General features: G+C 54.9%; 17 protein-coding genes. 6 read left to right on the top strand and 11 right to left on the bottom strand.

Annotated elements, in window-relative coordinates; translation table 11 throughout:
• Positions 1-223 precede the first annotated feature (223 nt).
• Complete coding sequence (locus ACMYSL_RS13440; RefSeq protein WP_434664068.1) at positions 224-1,231, bottom strand: LacI family DNA-binding transcriptional regulator; 1,008 nt, start codon at positions 1,229-1,231, stop codon at positions 224-226.
• 189 nt (positions 1,232-1,420) lie between these two features.
• Between ACMYSL_RS13440 and ACMYSL_RS13435 the strand changes: the two genes are divergently transcribed.
• Complete coding sequence (locus ACMYSL_RS13435; protein WP_434664066.1) at positions 1,421-2,512, top strand: cellulase family glycosylhydrolase; 1,092 nt, start codon at positions 1,421-1,423, stop codon at positions 2,510-2,512.
• Positions 2,513-2,571: 59 nt separating this feature from the next.
• Complete coding sequence (locus ACMYSL_RS13430; protein WP_434663447.1) at positions 2,572-3,966, top strand: MFS transporter; 1,395 nt, start codon at positions 2,572-2,574, stop codon at positions 3,964-3,966.
• 54 nt (positions 3,967-4,020) lie between these two features.
• On the opposite strand, the gene pcaC is transcribed toward ACMYSL_RS13430, so the two are convergent.
• The 6 genes from pcaC to ACMYSL_RS13400 are packed head-to-tail and all read right to left on the bottom strand — an operon-like array spanning position 4,021 to position 9,082.
• Positions 4,021-4,407, bottom strand: a complete 387-nt coding sequence (gene pcaC / locus ACMYSL_RS13425; protein WP_110274039.1) for a 4-carboxymuconolactone decarboxylase — start codon at positions 4,405-4,407, stop codon at positions 4,021-4,023.
• The gene (gene pcaD, locus ACMYSL_RS13420) at positions 4,397-5,164 is read right to left on the bottom strand and encodes a 3-oxoadipate enol-lactonase (RefSeq protein ID WP_434663444.1); all 768 of its coding nucleotides are present in this window, start codon (positions 5,162-5,164) and stop codon (positions 4,397-4,399) included. Before pcaD ends, pcaC begins: the two co-directional genes overlap by 11 nt.
• Positions 5,154-6,506, bottom strand: coding sequence for a 3-carboxy-cis,cis-muconate cycloisomerase (locus ACMYSL_RS13415; RefSeq protein ID WP_434663441.1), 1,353 nt, complete (start codon positions 6,504-6,506; stop codon positions 5,154-5,156). Before ACMYSL_RS13415 ends, pcaD begins: the two co-directional genes overlap by 11 nt.
• 9 nt (positions 6,507-6,515) lie before the next feature.
• On the bottom strand, positions 6,516-7,718 hold the full coding sequence (gene pcaF, locus ACMYSL_RS13410; RefSeq protein ID WP_434664064.1) for a 3-oxoadipyl-CoA thiolase: 1,203 nt from the start codon (positions 7,716-7,718) through the stop codon (positions 6,516-6,518).
• Positions 7,719-7,728: 10 nt separating this feature from the next.
• On the bottom strand, positions 7,729-8,385 hold the full coding sequence (locus tag ACMYSL_RS13405; protein WP_434663438.1) for a 3-oxoacid CoA-transferase subunit B: 657 nt from the start codon (positions 8,383-8,385) through the stop codon (positions 7,729-7,731).
• Positions 8,386-8,395: 10 nt separating this feature from the next.
• Positions 8,396-9,082, bottom strand: a complete 687-nt coding sequence (locus ACMYSL_RS13400; RefSeq protein WP_181486046.1) for a 3-oxoacid CoA-transferase subunit A — start codon at positions 9,080-9,082, stop codon at positions 8,396-8,398.
• A gap of 167 nt (positions 9,083-9,249) precedes the next feature.
• On the opposite strand from ACMYSL_RS13400, the gene ACMYSL_RS13395 reads away from it, so the two are divergent.
• On the top strand, positions 9,250-10,056 hold the full coding sequence (locus ACMYSL_RS13395; protein ID WP_110274033.1) for an IclR family transcriptional regulator domain-containing protein: 807 nt from the start codon (positions 9,250-9,252) through the stop codon (positions 10,054-10,056).
• On the opposite strand, the gene smrA is transcribed toward ACMYSL_RS13395, so the two are convergent.
• Positions 10,053-10,616: a DNA endonuclease SmrA gene (gene smrA / locus ACMYSL_RS13390; protein WP_112214360.1), complete on the bottom strand. Its 564-nt coding sequence runs from the start codon at positions 10,614-10,616 to the stop codon at positions 10,053-10,055. The genes ACMYSL_RS13395 and smrA overlap by 4 nt on opposite strands.
• A 166-nt stretch (positions 10,617-10,782) precedes the next feature.
• On the opposite strand from smrA, the gene ogt reads away from it, so the two are divergent.
• The 3 genes from ogt (at position 10,783) to uspE (ending at position 13,336) form a co-directional block, all read left to right on the top strand.
• Positions 10,783-11,298, top strand: a complete 516-nt coding sequence (gene ogt / locus ACMYSL_RS13385; protein ID WP_434663434.1) for a methylated-DNA--[protein]-cysteine S-methyltransferase — start codon at positions 10,783-10,785, stop codon at positions 11,296-11,298.
• 195 nt (positions 11,299-11,493) lie between these two features.
• Positions 11,494-12,246, top strand: a complete 753-nt coding sequence (gene fnr / locus ACMYSL_RS13380) for a fumarate/nitrate reduction transcriptional regulator Fnr (protein WP_004102577.1) — start codon at positions 11,494-11,496, stop codon at positions 12,244-12,246.
• Positions 12,247-12,385: 139 nt separating this feature from the next.
• The gene (uspE, locus tag ACMYSL_RS13375) at positions 12,386-13,336 is read left to right on the top strand and encodes a universal stress protein UspE (protein ID WP_110274030.1); all 951 of its coding nucleotides are present in this window, start codon (positions 12,386-12,388) and stop codon (positions 13,334-13,336) included.
• 127 nt (positions 13,337-13,463) lie between these two features.
• Here the strand turns inward: uspE and ACMYSL_RS13370 are convergent, their stop codons facing one another.
• The 3 genes from ACMYSL_RS13370 to pntA all read right to left on the bottom strand — a co-directional run bounded on the left by ACMYSL_RS13370 (position 13,464) and on the right by pntA (position 16,730).
• The gene (locus ACMYSL_RS13370) at positions 13,464-13,652 is read right to left on the bottom strand and encodes a YdiH family protein (RefSeq protein WP_110274029.1); all 189 of its coding nucleotides are present in this window, start codon (positions 13,650-13,652) and stop codon (positions 13,464-13,466) included.
• 149 nt (positions 13,653-13,801) lie between these two features.
• The gene (gene pntB, locus ACMYSL_RS13365) at positions 13,802-15,190 is read right to left on the bottom strand and encodes a Re/Si-specific NAD(P)(+) transhydrogenase subunit beta (RefSeq protein WP_112214364.1); all 1,389 of its coding nucleotides are present in this window, start codon (positions 15,188-15,190) and stop codon (positions 13,802-13,804) included.
• Between the two features lie 10 nt (positions 15,191-15,200).
• The gene (pntA, locus tag ACMYSL_RS13360; RefSeq protein ID WP_181486410.1) at positions 15,201-16,730 is read right to left on the bottom strand and encodes a Re/Si-specific NAD(P)(+) transhydrogenase subunit alpha; all 1,530 of its coding nucleotides are present in this window, start codon (positions 16,728-16,730) and stop codon (positions 15,201-15,203) included.
• Positions 16,731-17,168: the final 438 nt, after the last annotated feature.

Genomic DNA, 17,168 nt, shown 5'->3' with positions numbered 1-17,168 from the left:
AAAATCACACATTTAGATATATGTTTTTTAATAAAAACAGGCTCTCGATCAAAATTTAAACACACCCTGCAATTTATTTCTTGAAATTAAAAACAAATCATTTGAGGAAATCAATAAATTGGTATCAAAGAATGCGATAAATATAAATATTTTTATTATGGGGATGTAACGAAATAAAAATTGAATATTGCCAGATGCCGTCTCATGACGGCCTCTGTTGGTGTCAACGCTGGCTCGATTTCCGTGTTTTCAGCCGCCCGGCAAGCGTCACGTGGGTTGCGGCATCTTCCTCGTTACACAAATACTCAACGGCCAGACGTCCCAGTTCACTGTAGGGCAACTGAATACTGGTCAGGGGCGGGGTGAGCTGTTCAGAAATTTTCTGGTCGTCATAACCCGCCACCAGAATATCCTCAGGGATCGCGATGCCCTGCATTGCCAGCGCCTGATAGCAACCAATCGTCAGCCAGTCGCTGGCGCAAAAAATAGCATCGGGACGTGTTTCCAGCGCCAGCAGCTTGAGCGTGGCCTGGTGCGACTCGCTGAACTGCCAGTTGGTTTCACAAATCCACTCATTCTGCACGGCGATCCCCACCTGCTCCAGCGCCGCACGCCATCCAGCCAGACGCTGTTTTGTCGCTTCCATCCATCCTTCGCCAGTAATATGCGCCACCCGCTGCGCCCCCTGGCTAATTAGATGGCGCGTCACCTGAAACGCGTTGGCATAGTCGTCCGGAACAAAGGACGGCAGCAGCGGGGAATCCGGATCGCGCTGGTTAAGCAGCACTAGCGGCAGTTCAGTACACTCGCGAAACTGCGACATATCGCTAACGGTGGTCACCGGAGAGGCAAGAATAATACCCACGCAGTTGCGCTTTTCCAGCTGGCGAATAATGTTGATTGCCAGTTCGGCATCATCACCATATTCATACACCGTCAGCAGGATTTCATTGCGCCACGCCGCCTCGCGAGCCTGGCTTATGGCATCAATGAACGGATCGTAACTCTGCAATGAGCTGATGAGCAGGGCTATCTCTTGTTGATTACGCGGAGAGTGAATCGCCGGTAAGCGGTCATAACCCAGCGATGTCGCCACCTCAATCACCCGCTGACGGGTCTCTTCGCTAAGTTTAATATTGCGCGACTGATTGAGCACCAACGATACCGTTGCCTGGGAAACCCCGGCGGTTCTGGCGATGTCGTTCATCGTCACTTTGGTTTTGCGTTTCATCATCCCTTCCCTTCGCATACAGAACCAACATCATAACCGCAGTTTGCGCCAGCTGCGCTCTCGCTCACGTTTCTTTGCCTTGATCCCACCAGGATTGTGACTCGCTTCGCTTTTTTTTACTTCGCTATTTGCTCATTTATACGTCAACTAATATTTATTAGCTAATTATTATCAGCAAGCGAGGCGATGATGAAACAACAATGGACACCTGAACAGGCACAGACGTGGTATCAGCAACAGGGTTGGCTATGTGGCTTTAACTACCTGCCATCAACGGCGGTGAACTGGACGGATATCTGGCAGGCGAAAACCTTTGACGCACCAACAATTGACCGCGAGCTTGGCTGGGCGGCGCAGGCGGGTTACAACTCTCTGCGCATCAACCTGCCATTTATCGTCTGGCAGCACGATCGCGACGGGCTCATAGCGCGTATCGACCAGTTTCTGACGCTGGCCGATGAGCGCGGGTTTAGCACCATGCTGACATTGATGGATGATTGCGGTTTCTCCGGCGATGAGCCTTACCTTGGGCCGCAGAAAGCGCCGGAGCCGGGGAAGCACAACAGCCAGGCGGCCGCCAGTCCGGGGCGGGAAATCGTCTGTAACCGCGATGCCTGGCCTGAAGTCGAATGTTACGTACGTGATATCGTGCGCCAGTTCCGCGACGACCGCCGCGTGCTGCTTTGGGATCTGTATAACGAGCCGGGCAACCGGGGGATTTTTTCCACTGGCACCGTCGAAGTGTTGTATGACGAAAAACTGGAGCATTACGCCCTCGAACTCATGCAGGCGGCGTTTCGCTGGGTGCGGGAAGAAGATCCGACGCAGCCACTCACCGTCTGCGCATGGAAACTGCCGGACGAAGTCGAAGGCGAGGTGTTCTATCAACATCCTTTAGACCAGACTGCGCTGGCATTATCTGATGTGATCAGCTTTCACGCCTATACCAATACCGCACGCATGGTGGCCATCATCCACCAGCTCGAACAGCACGGACGGCCGCTGTTCTGCACCGAGTGGCTGGCGCGCCATGTCGGCAGCCTGATTGAAGAGCAGCTCCCGCTAATGCATGCCGCTAATATTGCCCCCTATCAGTGGGGGCTGGTGCGCGGAAAAACCCAGACCTGGCTGCCATGGCCGGTGGTGATGAAAAACTCACCGGACTACTGTCGCCTGTGGTTCCATGACGTTTTTGACGAAAACGGCATTCCGTTTGCCAAAGCCGAAATGGCGCTGGTGCGTAAACTCAGCCGGATTGGCCTGCATCCGAATAAAGCATAAAAAATATTATCTCTACAGACGCCCTGACCCAATGCGGCCGGGGCGTGAGGGAACACACGATGGCAAGCACCATGAAAATACCTTCTCGCGAGTTATGGTCCTATTTTGGCTATGGTTTAGGTCAGTGTTTTAGCTTTGGTTTAGTGGGTTCGTTTATTAACTATTTTTATACTGACGTGCTGGGGATCTCCGCCCTCGTGGCGAGCACCATATTTTTGATCGCCCGCGCCTGGGATGCAGTTCACGACCCGCTGTTCGCCAGTATCATGGATACGTTAAACAGTCGCTTCGGTAAGTTTCGTCACTTCCTGCTGATCGCACCGCTGTTAATCACCGGCGTCACCCTGCTCGCGTTTTACAAAATAGAAGCCGATCTCACCACTAAGATCCTTTATGCCGGGGTGACCTACATACTGTGGGGCACGCTGTACGCCATTTCCGATATTCCGTTCTGGTCGATGTCATCGGTGATGACTAACGATTCCGGTCAGCGTACCCGCGCGGTGACCGCCGCCATGCTCGGGGTTAACGCCGGTATCGCCTGTGCTAATATTTTCTTCCCCAAACTGGCGGCCTTCTTCGCCCAGTACAGCAATGACAAAGGCTATTTTATGGCTGCGCTGGTGATGATGCTGGTGGGTCTGCCGCTGATGTTAAACGGATTCTTTCAGATCAAAGAGCGCGTACCGCCAAGCCCGGAAAAGGTCACCATTCGCGATACCTTCCGCAACCTGCGTCACAATAAGCCGCTGTTTATTATTCTGCTGTCGTTTTTCTTTTGCGTCTTTCATAACGTGGCGAACGGCATTTATATCTACTTCTTTATCTACAATCTTGGCGATGGCAGCCTGCAAATGGCGATAGGCGTGATGGGGATTGCCGCCGCCGTCATCTGCCTGATTGCCCCGCTTCTCACCCGTCATATGCAAAAACGTCAGCTGTTTATGATCCTTTGCGCGCTGGATATTGTGGTTCGCGTGGTGATGTGGTTTATCGGCTATCAGCACGTGGCGATGCTGTTCTTATTGCTTGGCCTGAGCACGCTGTTTGTCATGATGAGCAACATTCTGACTTCATCGATGATTGCCGACACCATCGAATACGCTGAATATCATACCCATCGACGCTGCGCGGCGATCACCTTTTCCGGCCAGACGTTCACCGGAAAAATGTCCGTCGCAGTGGGTGGCGGCCTGATTGGCATCTGGCTGACGATGATAGGTTATATTCCGCAAGCACAAAGCCAGAGCGATAGCGTGCTGAATGGCCTGTTCTTCGGGATTTGCCTGCTCCCGGCAATCGGGTCGTTGATTCGCCTGCTGTGCATGTCCCGCTTTACCTTCACGGAAGAAAAGCACGCAGAGATTTGCCGCCTGCTGGCGCTGCGCCGCCAGAGTGCGGAGGTGGATGACGCGGAGCAAACTGTTGAAACACATCCGGCATCAGTAAACTAAGGCTCTTTCCCCGCCAGGCATGGTGTAATCCATCACGCCTGGCGGGGATTGTTATCAGGACCCGCTATCCATCTCATCAAACACCTGCTGCGCCAGATGCATTGTGGCGTTAGCTGCGGGCAGGCCGCAGTAGAGCGCGGAGTGCATAATCAGCTCTTTTAACTCGTCGCGGGTGACGCCGTTATTAAACGCCGCGCGCAGATGCATTTTCAGCTCAGCTTCGCGGTTCAGGGCAATCAGCATCGCGATGGTAATCATGCTGCGGGTGTGGTGATCGAGGCCCGGACGGGTCCAGGTCTCACCCCAGGCGTAGCGGGTGATAAAATCCTGAAACTCCTCATTGAGCGGCGTCAGTTTTTGCAGGGTTTTATCAACATGGGTATCGCCAAGTACCTTGCGGCGCACTGCCATTCCCTGTTGATAACGCTGTTTATCTTCCATGCTGTTCTCCCAGGAAAAAGCCCAGCAACCCGGCGCTGAACGCCTTCGGTGCTTCGATATTAGATAAATGAGACGCTGCCAGCACCACCACCTGTGAGGCGGGGATCTGCTGATGCAGGAAGTTGGCGTCCGCCACTGTGGTGACAGGGTCACTTTCCCCGGCAATAATCAAAACGGGTAGCGGAATTTGCGCCACTTCGGCGCGAAGGTCGGCCGCCGCCAGCGCCTCGCAGCAGTCCGCATAACCTTCTGCATTGCTATGGGTCAGTTGATGGCACAGGGCTTCCACCACTTCCGGCGTCTTCTGGCGAAATTCGTGGGTAAACCAGCGATCCGCCGATCCGGCAGCCACAACGTCCATCCCCTCCTGACGAACCGCGCGGGCACGCGACAGCCAGCCCGACTGATCGCCAATTCGTGCTGCGGTATTGGCGACGACCAGGCCATAAAAGCGTTCAGGCGCAAAACGCCCCAGCCACAGCCCGGTCAGCCCACCCATAGAAATACCGCAGAACCAGGCTTTGTCGATATTAAGATGATCGAGCAGCGCTATTACATCTTCACCAAGCTGCGCCAGCGTCACTTTGCCGCTTTTACGGGTTGCGCCATGACCGTGGGTGTCGTAGCGCAGGACGCGAAAATGCTGAGTTAGCGCCGCGAGCTGCGGCTGCCACATCGCCCGGGTGGTCCCCAGAGAATTGGAGAGTACGATGACCGGCGCACCGTCCGGCCCGTCAATCTGATAATCAACCTTCATTACGTTGCTCCTTATAGCGCGCCATCACCTGACGCACGAAGAGTTCATCGCTGCCGGTCGCCGTTGCCGGGTCCAGCAGTTGGGTTAAGCGGCTGGTGGAAAGATGCTCACCGACCAAGGGATCGTTATCCAGCACGCTCAGCAGCGAACGAGATTCATCCATCGCCTGACGACACCAGGCCTCAACCCGATGATGGGCCTCGGCTTTACCGATAAACTCCGCCAGCGCCAGGGTGACCGCTTCCGCCATAATCAGGCCATGGGTGATATCAAGGTTGGCGCGCATCTTATGCGCAAACACCTGCATTTCACGCACCAGTGCTTCGCTTTGCGCCATCGCGCCGCCGACGAGGGTGATCAGATCCGGCAGCGTTTCCCACTCCGCCTGCCATCCGCCCAGCGCGCGCTCATGCTGCTGAATCTGACAGGCATACAGCGTTGCCACCAGTCCGGGCGTGCGTTGAGCGGCAGTCAAGATTGCCGCGCAGGAGATGGGATTACGTTTGTGCGGCATGGTCGATGAACCGCCGCGACCTTCGGCGACCGGTTCAGAGACTTCGGCAACTTCGGTTTGCATCAGCAGGGAAAAATCATTGGCGAATTTACCAAGAGTGCCGCAAACACCCGCGTACCACGCCCCCACTTCTAACAATCGATCGCGCTGGCTGTGCCATGGGGTATCGGGAAGGTTCAGGTCGAGCGTTTTTGCCAGCGCAGCGGCAACCTGTGGCGCTTGCGCTTTGAGCGAGTCAAGCGTGCCAGCGGCACCGCCAAATTGCAGCACCAGCACCCTTGATCGCATTTCACGCAGACGTATCTGCCAGCGCAGCAGCGCGTCGAGCGTTCCCGCTAGCTTCAGGCCAAAGGTCACCGGCAGCGCATGCTGCATCCAGGTACGCCCGGGCATCACCGTATGCTGATGTCGCTCGGCCTGGCTGGCCAGCGCATCAAGCAGGCGTTGTAAGAGCGCGTCCGTTTCCGCCAGCACGCCGCGCAGTTGCAGGATCAAGCCGGTATCAATTGCGTCCTGACTGGTTGCTCCCCAATGGACATAGCGCGCAGCCGATTCGTCCTGAGCTTTTACCCGCGCGGTGAGCTGTTTTACCAGCGGGATGGCGAGGTTGCCCGCGCTGGCTGCGGCCTGTCCCAAAGCCGCAAAGTCGATTTGCTGATGCTGGCATGATTCGATAATCGGGTTAAGCGCCGCCTGCGGCACCAGCCCGCACTCGGCCTGAGCCTGGGCCAGCGCGGCTTCAAAATCCAGCATACCCTGCACCCGCTGCGCATCGCTGAACCAGGCGGTCAGCGGACTGGTGCGCATCATCGGGGTCAACAAACTCATTATGGCTCCTTAAACGCGTTCAATAATCAGCGCGATCCCCTGACCGACGCCGATACACATGGTGCACAGCGCATAGCGCCCGCCGGTTCGCCGCAGCTGATACGCCGCAGTCATCGCCAGACGCCCACCTGAAGCCCCCAGCGGATGGCCCAGCGCAATGGCGCCGCCGTTTGGGTTTACGTGCGCAGCATCGTCAGGCAACCCCAGATCGCGCGTCACCGCCAGCGCCTGGGCGGCGAAGGCTTCATTCAGCTCAATGACGTCCATTTGCCCAAGGGTCAGGCCGGTTTGTGCCAGAACCTTACGCACCGCCGGTGCCGGGCCAAACCCCATAATGCGCGGCGCAACCCCCGCCGTCGCCACGCCGACCACACGGGCCAGCGGCTGTAAATCATTCGCCGTAAGCGCCTGCTCGCTGGCGAGCAATAGCGCACAGGCACCGTCGTTAACCCCGGAGGCGTTACCCGCCGTGACCGAGCCATCAGCACGCACGACGCCGCGTAGTTTCGCCAGCGCCTCTGCACTAGTGCCGCGCGGGTGTTCATCCTGGGTAAATAGCAGCGCTTCACCCTTTCGCTGCGGGACCGAAACGGCGATCAGCTCATCGGCAAAGCGTCCAGCTGCTTGCGCAGCCGCCGTGCGCAGCTGGCTACGCAGCGCAAACGCGTCCTGATCGGCGCGCGAAACGGCAAAATCACCCGCCACGTTTTCCGCGGTTTCCGGCATTGAATCAACGCCATACAACGCTTTCATCTGCGGGTTGATAAAGCGCCAGCCGATGGTGGTATCTTCCATCTGCATCGATCGGCTAAAGGCGCTTTCCGCCTTGCCCATCACAAACGGCGCTCGCGACATGCTTTCGACGCCACCGGCAATCATCAGTTGAGTTTCGCCGCTTTTAATCGCGCGCGCTGCGATGCCGATCGCATCAAGGCTGGAACCACACAAGCGATTAACGGTACTGCCCGGCACGCTTGCCGGCAGCCCGGCCAGCAGCAGCGCCATGCGGGCAACGTTGCGGTTATCTTCCCCGGCCTGGTTGGCGCAGCCGTAAATCACATCATCAATACGCGCCGGGTCAAGGCCTGGGTTACGTTCCAGCAGCGCTTTTAGCGGCAGCGCCGCCAGATCGTCGGCGCGCATTGTCGCCAGCCTACCACCAAAACGACCGAACGGCGTACGCACCGCATCGCAGATAAATGCCTGATTCATCATAGGTTCCTTACGCGCTTTCCGCCAGTTGCTCGAAAGTCAGCGTCACCGGAGTGATGCGCTGCAGTTCTTCAAAAGAGAGGCCGTTAAAGATTTCCCGCACCACCGGGCCGTTCTCACTGATATCGATCACCGCCAGATCGGTATAGATGCGGCTGACGCAGCCAACGCCGGTCAGCGGATAGGTGCAGTGTTCGACCAGTTTGCATTCGCCATCGCGGGTCAGGTGATCCATCATCACGAAGACCTGACGCGCGCCGATAGCCAGATCCATCGCGCCGCCGACGGCGGGAATGGCATCGGGCGCCCCGGTGCTCCAGTTCGCCAGATCGCCGCGGGCGGAGACCTGATAGGCTCCAAGGACGCAGATATCCAGGTGGCCTCCGCGCATCATGGCGAAGGAGTCACCATGGTGGAAATAGCAACCGCCCTGAAGCAGAGTCACATACTCTTTCCCGGCGTTAATCAACTCCGGGTCCTCTTCCCCCGGCTGCGGTTTCGGCCCCATCCCGAGCAGACCGTTTTCGCTGTGCAGGAACACCTCTTTATCCGCCGGAAGATAGTTAGCAATACGGGTCGGCAGGCCGATGCCCAGATTGACATAAGCGCCTTCAGGAATATCGCGGGCCACGCGCTGGGCCATCTCATCGCGATTCAGTTTTTGCATAATGGGTTCCTCAGGCGCTTTTGGCAGCAATCAGGTTTTCCAGGGAATAGACACGCTGGACAAAAATGCCCGGCGTGATAACGCTTTCCGGGTCGAGGTCCCCCAGGGCGACCAGTTGCGAGACTTCCACAATGGTGGTTTGCGCGGCGGTCGCCATAATCGGACCGAAGTTACGCGCCGCTTTGCGATAAACCAGGTTGCCCCAGCGATCGCCCTGATGGGCTTTAATCAACGCGAAATCTGCTTTGATGGGATATTCAAGAACGTAATGACGGCCGTCGATCTCGCGGGTCTCTTTACCCTCAGCCAACGGCGTACCGTAACCCGTAGGAGTAAATACCGCACCGAGACCGGCTCCTGCCGCCTGAATGCGTGCCGCCAGATTTCCCTGCGGTACCAGCTCCAGCTCCACTTTGCCGCGGCGATAGAGATCATCAAAAATCTGTGAATCAACCTGGCGAGGGAACGAGCAAATCATCTTGCGCACCCGCCCGGCTTTCAGTAACGCCGCCAGGCCCACTTCGCCGTTACCCGCGTTATTGTTAATGATGGTTAAATCACGGGCCCCCTGTTCTATCAGAGCATCTATCAGGTACGTCGGCTGACCGGCGGGGCCAAAACCGCCAATCATAATGGTCGCCCCGTCGTGGATCCCAGCGATGGCATCACTTAGCGTCGACACACTTTTATCAATCATCAGGTCGCTCCTATATGTGCGGTAATCGCACTTTTATTCGTTGTTCGCACAAAATGTGACCCGCTTAACGATGTTGGTCAAGGGCGATAATCGAAATATGGTGCGATAATCGAACATCGTATATCTTTAGCGAAAGAATGTGATCGATGGCAAATACGGAGACGAAAATGGAGAAACATCCAGACGATTTACTGACGGGCGATAGCGATCCGTTTAAGGGCGATCCGAACTTTATGGCTTCGTTGGCGCGCGGGCTGGAAGTGATTCAGGCCTTCACCCCACAGCGTCCACTGCTGTCCATCTCGCAAATCAGCCAGAAGACCGGCATTCCGCGTGCGGCAGTGCGTCGCTGCCTGTATACCCTGAGCAAATTAGGTTTTGTTTACGCCGAGGATGGCAAAAATTTCCAGCTGCGCCCGAGGATTCTGGCTCTGGGGCACGCCTGGCTGGCCTCCACGCCGCTGGCGCGATCCGCGCAGCCGGTACTGAAGCATTTAAGCGAAATGCTTAATGAGTCCTGCTCTATCGCGACGCTTGATGGCGACGACATTCTCTATATTGCCCGCGCTTCCAGTTCACGAATTATGACCATTGATTTGGATATCGGTAGCCGCCTTCCCGCGTGGGCGACTTCGATGGGACGGGTACTGTTGAGTCATCAACCGGAAGAAAAGCTCAACGATATGCTGGGCCGGGTGACAATGATTCGCTATACCCCGCAAACCGTCGATTCGGTAGCGAAACTGCGTGCTGAACTTAAACGCGTTCATCAACAAGGCTACGCGCTTAACGATCAGGAGCTGGAAATGGGGCTACGCTCGCTGGCGGTGCCGCTGTTTAACCCGCAGGGGCAAATTCAGGCGGCGCTTAACGTCGGCGTTCATGCCGGGCAGGTTTCAACGCGTGAGATGCTGGAAAGAGTTTTGCCCGAGCTGCAAAAAGCGGCCCGGGAGCTGACGTTACTGATGCGCTAGCGGCTGCGTTTGGCGTGGCGCTCCCAGTTTTCCTGTTTTGCCTCGGCAGATTTGCGTAGAGCAACATAGCACGCGCCGCTGCCGCCGTGGTGCCCTAACGCGGTACAAAAGGCCTGAACCTCCGGGAGTTCCACCAGCCAGCGCGCCAGGTAACTACGAATGATATTGGCGTGAGCATTATCATCGCGCCCTTTGCCATGAACGATCAGCAAATTGCGCAGCCCCTCCTTCTGCGCCTGAATCACAAAGGCGAACAGCAGTTGTCGGCACTGTTCAACCGGCTGACGCAGTAGATTCAGGCTCGCCTGCTGGCTATATTTGCCGCGTCGCAGTTTATCCAGCACCCCGGATTGCAGCCCTTCGCGCTTAAACTCCAGCGCGGTGGCTAACGGCACAATATCGAGATAGCCGGTGGTGAGACAGTTATCGAGCTGCAGGGTGTCTACCCGTTGTACGGGGCGAGCGTTACGCTCGGGATGCCAGTGAACGTCGTTGTTGCGCTTCAGAGGCTGTACGTCCTCCATAGCGCCAAGAAATAGGGATTTGTCGTCAAGATTCATGCGCGTTCCTCCAGCTACCACCGGGGATTACTATAGCGGCGACGCCCTGCGCCCTCAATCCGTTTACGTTGTTTTACCGCCAGAGATGTTTATCTTTTGGAGGTATAGTTGCCCGCGCGGGCCGCGTGGTATCTTGTTGGCCTAATACAAGGGAAGAGGAATAACGATGCTGACGCTGCTGCAGGACAAAATCGATACCCCAATGGGGCCGCTGTGGATCATTTGCGACGAGCAATATCAACTACGCGCCGTGGAGTGGGAAGAGCATAGCGATCGCATGGAGCAACTGCTGGATCTGCACTATCGCCACGAAGGTTACCAACGCGTTGCCGCCACAAATCCGGGTGATTTAAGCCGTAAGCTCGCCGACTATTTTGCAGGCGATCTGAGCATTATCGACACCCTTCCTACCGCTACCGCAGGCACGCCGTTTCAACGTGAAGTCTGGAAAGCGCTGCGCACCATACCCTGCGGTCAGGTCATGCACTACGGCCAGCTCGCGGAAACGCTGGGTCGGTCTGGTGCTGCGCGCGCGGTCGGTGCCGCGAACGGATCCAATCCAATCAGTATTGTGGTGCCCTGCCATCGCGTTATCGGGCGCAACGGCACCATGACCGGATACGCTGGCGGCGTACAACGAAAAGAGTGGTTATTGCGCCACGAGGGGTATTTGCTTCTTTGACCGTATGTGCCTTTTCTGGAATCTTCCGGTAATTTTACAATCCCATACGTTCCAACAACTCATTCGTAATCAAGTAGATAAGAGGGATAATTGATTTACCCTCTTAATATTACGTGTTTCAGAGGTTCGAGGCTTACCTGCTCACCAAAAAGATGTTAAAATTGACCAATATCAATTAAAAGCCTGAGCAGACCTATGATCCCGGAAAAGCGAATTATACGACGCATTCAGTCTGGCGGTTGTGCAATCCATTGCCAGGATTGCAGCATCAGCCAGCTTTGCATCCCTTTTACTCTGAACGAGCATGAGCTTGATCAGCTTGATAACATCATCGAGCGGAAAAAGCCTATCCAGAAAGGACAGACCTTGTTCAAAGCCGGTGATGAGCTGAAATCGCTGTATGCAATTCGTTCTGGCACAATCAAGAGTTACACCATCACTGAACAGGGTGATGAGCAAATTACCGGTTTTCACCTGGCGGGCGATCTGGTGGGTTTTGACGCCATCGGCACCGGCCACCACCCGAGCTTTGCTCAGGCCCTGGAAACCTCAATGGTCTGCGAAATTCCTTTCGAAACCCTGGACGATCTTTCCGGTAAAATGCCGAATCTGCGCCAGCAGATGATGCGTCTGATGAGCGGCGAGATCAAAGGCGATCAGGACATGATCCTGCTGCTTTCCAAAAAGAACGCAGAAGAGCGCCTGGCGGCCTTTATCTATAATCTCTCCCGTCGCTTCGCTCAACGTGGTTTCTCCCCGCGTGAGTTCCGTCTGACCATGACCCGTGGCGATATCGGTAACTATCTGGGTCTGACGGTGGAAACCATTAGCCGCCTGCTGGGGCGTTTCCAGAAAAGCGGTATGCTGGCGGTCAAAGGCAAATATATCACCATTGAAAATAGCGACCTGCTGGCACAACTTGCCGGTCAGGCCCGCAACGTCGCCTGATAACTCTTCTGTCACTGGGCCAGATCGCGAATTTTTTTCTAATTTGTTGATCTGGCCAGGCACATCCCCTGTTTCATTTCATCCATATAGGTTATCTTTTTAATTACGAACTGTGGTTACAGTTGTAAGGAGACCCTGTATGGCAAAGTATCAGAACATGCTGGTAGTAATTGACCCCAATCAGGACGACCAGCCTGCATTGCGGCGTGCGGTGTATCTGCACCAAAGGATTGGTGGACGCATCAAAGCCTTTTTGCCGATCTATGATTTTTCCTATGAGATGACCACCCTGCTGTCCCCTGATGAACGCACGGCCATGCGCCAGGGCGTTATCAGCCAGCGTAGCGCCTGGATCCGCGAGCAGGCCAAATTTTATATTGATTCCGGTATTCCCATCGACATCAAAGTGGTGTGGCACAACCGTCCCTTTGAGGCCATTATTCAGGAAATCATCAGCGATAAGCATGATTTAGTCCTGAAGATGGCGCACCAGCACGACCGGCTGGAAGCGGTTATTTTCACCCCAACAGACTGGCATCTGCTGCGCAAATGTCCATGTCCGGTGTGGATGGTTAAAGATCAGCCATGGCCGGAAGGGGGTAAAGCGCTGGTGGCGGTCAACCTCGCCAGCGAAGAGAATTACCACAACGCGCTCAATGAGAAGCTGGTAAGAGAAACAATTGAACTGGCGGAACAGGTTAACCATACCGAGGTCCATCTGGTGGGCGCTTATCCGGTAACACCAATCAATATCGCGATTGAACTGCCTGATTTTGACCCCAGTATCTATAACGACGCCATTCGCGGTCAGCATCTGCTGGCGATGAAAGCGTTACGCCAAAAATTCAGCATTGATGAAAGCCGCACCCACGTTGAGAAAGGTCTACCTGAAGAGGTGATTCCCGACCTGTCTGAGCATCTGCAGGCAGGGATTGTGGTGCTGGGTACCATCGGGCGCACCGGGTTATCGGCGGCCTTCCTCGGCAATACTGCCGAACAGGTTATCGATCACCTGCGCTGCGACCTGCTGGCGCTGAAACCGGATCAGTACCAGACGCCGGTTGAACTGGATGACGACGAAGACGATTAGCCAGCGCTTAAATAGACTGTAATAAAAACTATCCCCTGCCTGCGCGGGGGATTTTTTTATGTTCAAGGCAAAAATAAAGGGCCCTTTATGGCCCCTGTCATCAACAGCAAATGCCGGTAACGAAACGTTAGTGGATACCTAAACGCCAGGCGTGATCGATCTCTTCTTTAAGCTCCATGGATGAGAGCGCCATCAAGTCGGCAAACTCCAGCTCCAGCAGTTTTAGCTTTTTCAGGTACTGCGCAGGGGTTAAAACGGTGGGGTCACGACGCAGAAATTCGATGGCCAATTGAGTGGGTGTTAACTCGGTATCCATAATATCCTCAGTTTGGTGGGAAAACGAACTGAGTATAACACCGCGGACTGACTATTTTATGAGCAATTAATGGCTTCATCATGCATATGAAAAAGCCGTCTCAGAAGAGACGGCTTAAGAAGTAAACGTTTTAAATTAAACGCTTTACATTACAAAGATTTGAGAATTGCATCGACGCTGGCTTTGGCATCGCCAAACAGCATGTGGGTATTTTCTTTAAAGAATAGCGGGTTCTGTACGCCAGCGTAGCCGGTGTTCATCGAACGCTTAAAGACAATCACATTCTGCGCTTTCCACACTTCCAGCACCGGCATACCGGCGATCGGGCTGTTTGGATCGTCCAGCGCGGCCGGGTTAACGGTGTCGTTCGCGCCGATAACCAGCACGGTGTCGGTATCGGAGAAGTCATCATTGATTTCATCCATCTCCAGCACCACGTCGTAAGGCACTTTCGCTTCAGCCAGCAGCACGTTCATGTGACCAGGCAAACGCCCGGCTACCGGGTGAATACCAAAGCGCACTTTGATCCCGCGCGCGCGCAGTCTCTCAGTGATTTCCGCTACCGGATACTGTGCCTGCGCTACCGCCATGCCGTAGCCTGGGGTGATGATCACCGAGTGCGACTCTTTCAGCATTTCTGCCGTTTCTTCAGCACTGATTTCGCGATGTTCGCCCACTTCTTCATCACCGCTGGCAGCCGTACCATCGGTACCGAAACCACCTGCGATCACGCTGAAGAACGAACGGTTCATCGCCTTACACATGATGTAAGACAGAATCGCACCGGAAGAACCGACCAGCGCACCGGTCACAATCAGCAGGTCGTTGCTGAGCATAAAGCCCGCCGCCGCTGCCGCCCAACCGGAGTAGGAGTTCAGCATTGAAACCACGACCGGCATATCTGCACCGCCGATAGAGGCCACCAGGTGCCAGCCAAATGCCAGCGCGATAACGGTCATCACCAGCAGACACAGAACCTGCATGCCTACGCTGTCGGTACGAACAAACACCACCAGCAGCAGGAAAGAAACCACCAGCGCCGCCAGGTTCAGCTTGTGGCGATTCGGCAGCATCAGCGGCTTGGAGGACATCTTGCCGCACAGCTTGCCAAACGCGACAACGGAACCGGTAAAGGTCACCGCACCGATGAAGATGCCGAGGAACACTTCGGTCAGATGAATATTGACCAGAATCTGTTCCATGCCGGTTTCATGCTGCAGGTAGCTGTTAAAGCCTACCAGCACCGCCGCCAGACCTACGAAGCTGTGCAGAATCGCCACCAGCTCCGGCATTTCGGTCATTTCAACTTTCTTCGCCAGACGAATACCAATGGCGCCACCGATAACCATCGCCAGCAGGATCCACGCGACGTTGCTGCTGTCCGGCCCCAAAATGGTCGCCACCAGCGCAATCGCCATCCCGGCAACACCGTAGTAGTTGCCCTGCTGAGAGGTTTCGTGTTTAGACAGCCCTGCCAGGCTAAAAATAAACAGGATCGCGGCAACAATGTATGCAGCTGTAACTAATCCACCAGACATTTGTTACCCCTTATCCTTTGCGGAACATTTTCAGCATGCGCTGAGTGACGGTGAAACCACCAAAAATATTAATGCTGGCGATCAGCACCGCGATAAAGCTCAGGAAGCTAACCCAGCCGCCGTGGCCTATCTGTAGTAATGCTCCGACGACGATGATGCCTGAAATAGCATTTGTCACCGACATCAGCGGCGTGTGCAGCGCATGAGAAACGTTCCACACGACGTAGTAACCCACCACGCAGGAGAGAGCAAAAACGGTAAAGTGGCCGAGGAACTCTTTCGGCGCCACGCTTGCCAGCCAGCCAAACAGGATAATCGCCAGCGCCATCAGCGCATACTTGCGCCACGGTGAGCTCGGTTTCGCCTCAGCTTTTGGTGCTTCAACCTTCTTCGCTGCCGCCTGCGGTTGAGCAGAAACCTGAATGGGCGGTGCGGGCCAGGTGACTTCACCCTCGCGAACCACGGTAACGCCGCGGATAACGACATCATCAAAATCGATAACGACATTGCCGTCTTTCTCTTTGCATAGCAGTTTAAGCAGGTTGACGAGGTTGGTGCCGTACAGCTGTGAGGACTGAGTCGGTAAACGGCCCGGCAGGTCGGTATAGCCGATGATCTTCACGCCGTTAGCGGTCGTTACCACTTGACCCGATACGGTGTATTCACAGTTACCGCCGTTTTGCGACGCCAAATCGACCACCACGCTGCCAGGTTTCATGGAGTCAACCATTTCGCGGGTAATCAGCTTCGGTGCGGGTTTGCCCGGAATCAGCGCCGTGGTCACGATGATATCAACGTCTTTCGCCTGGGCGGCAAACAACGCCATCTCAGCTTTGATAAAGGCTTCAGACATAACTTTGGCATAGCCATCGCCGCTGCCCGCTTCCTCTTTAAAATCCAGCTCCAGGAACTCGGCGCCCATACTCTGCACCTGTTCTTTGACTTCCGGACGGGTATCGAACGCGCGGACGATCGCGCCGAGGCTGTTTGCAGCACCAATGGCCGCCAGACCCGCAACCCCTGCCCCGATAACCATCACCTTGGCGGGAGGAACTTTACCGGCTGCGGTGATCTGCCCGGTAAAGAAGCGACCAAACTGGTGAGCGGCTTCGACAATCGCACGATAACCGGCGATGTTAGCCATTGAACTTAACGCATCCAGCGACTGGGCGCGGGAAATACGCGGCACCGAGTCCATTGCCATCACGTTAATGTTACGCGCCGCCAGTTTTTCCATCAGCTGCGGGTTTTGCGCAGGCCAGATGAAACTGATCAGCGTCGTGCCGGGGTTAAGCAGCTGGATCTCATCGTCATCCGGCGCGTTAACTTTCAGAATGACATCTGACTGCCACACGTCATTACCGCTAACAATCTCTGCCCCGGCCTCGACAAAAGCCTCGTCGTCGAAACTGGCCAGTTTACCGGCGCCGCTTTCTACCGCGACGTTAAACCCGAGTTTCAGCAGTTGCTCCACCGTTTTCGGCGTGGCGGCTGCCCGGGTTTCCTGGGCTAGTCTCTCTTTTGGTACACCAATACGCATAGTTTTCCCTTCCATCGGTTTTTGATGATGGTTTACTTTTCTCACAAACGACCGTCCGGTGGCGAAAGAAAGCGCGACCTGACATATGTCTGAAAAAATGAAACAGTAACAAACTTTTTATAACCTACTGAAAATACCGATTGTGATCTACAGCGATAAAACAGAAATTTTGATTTTATTGGTAAAACTCACGGCTAACCGTGTCAGGCAGCAATATTTACCTCATTTTTACGCCAACACCTGATAATTCGCCTGGATGATGGGTTAATTCGCCATTTATTACCATCCGGAACATCACATTAACATTACGTTAACTTATGAAAGTGATATGGATTATCGATTTTGCTGGTCAAGCGGCTGTTTTTTCCACATATCGAAAAATGTTATATTTCTGCACTATACGTTTCGGGCGACAACTGAAAATTGACGCAGACAGTC

Origin of the sequence: Klebsiella sp. MISC125 (assembly GCF_051131775.1) — a bacterium.
Lineage (GTDB): Bacteria > Pseudomonadota > Gammaproteobacteria > Enterobacterales > Enterobacteriaceae > Klebsiella.
Note: the sequence above shows the minus strand (reverse complement) of the source record. Positions and strands in the feature narration are given on the sequence as shown.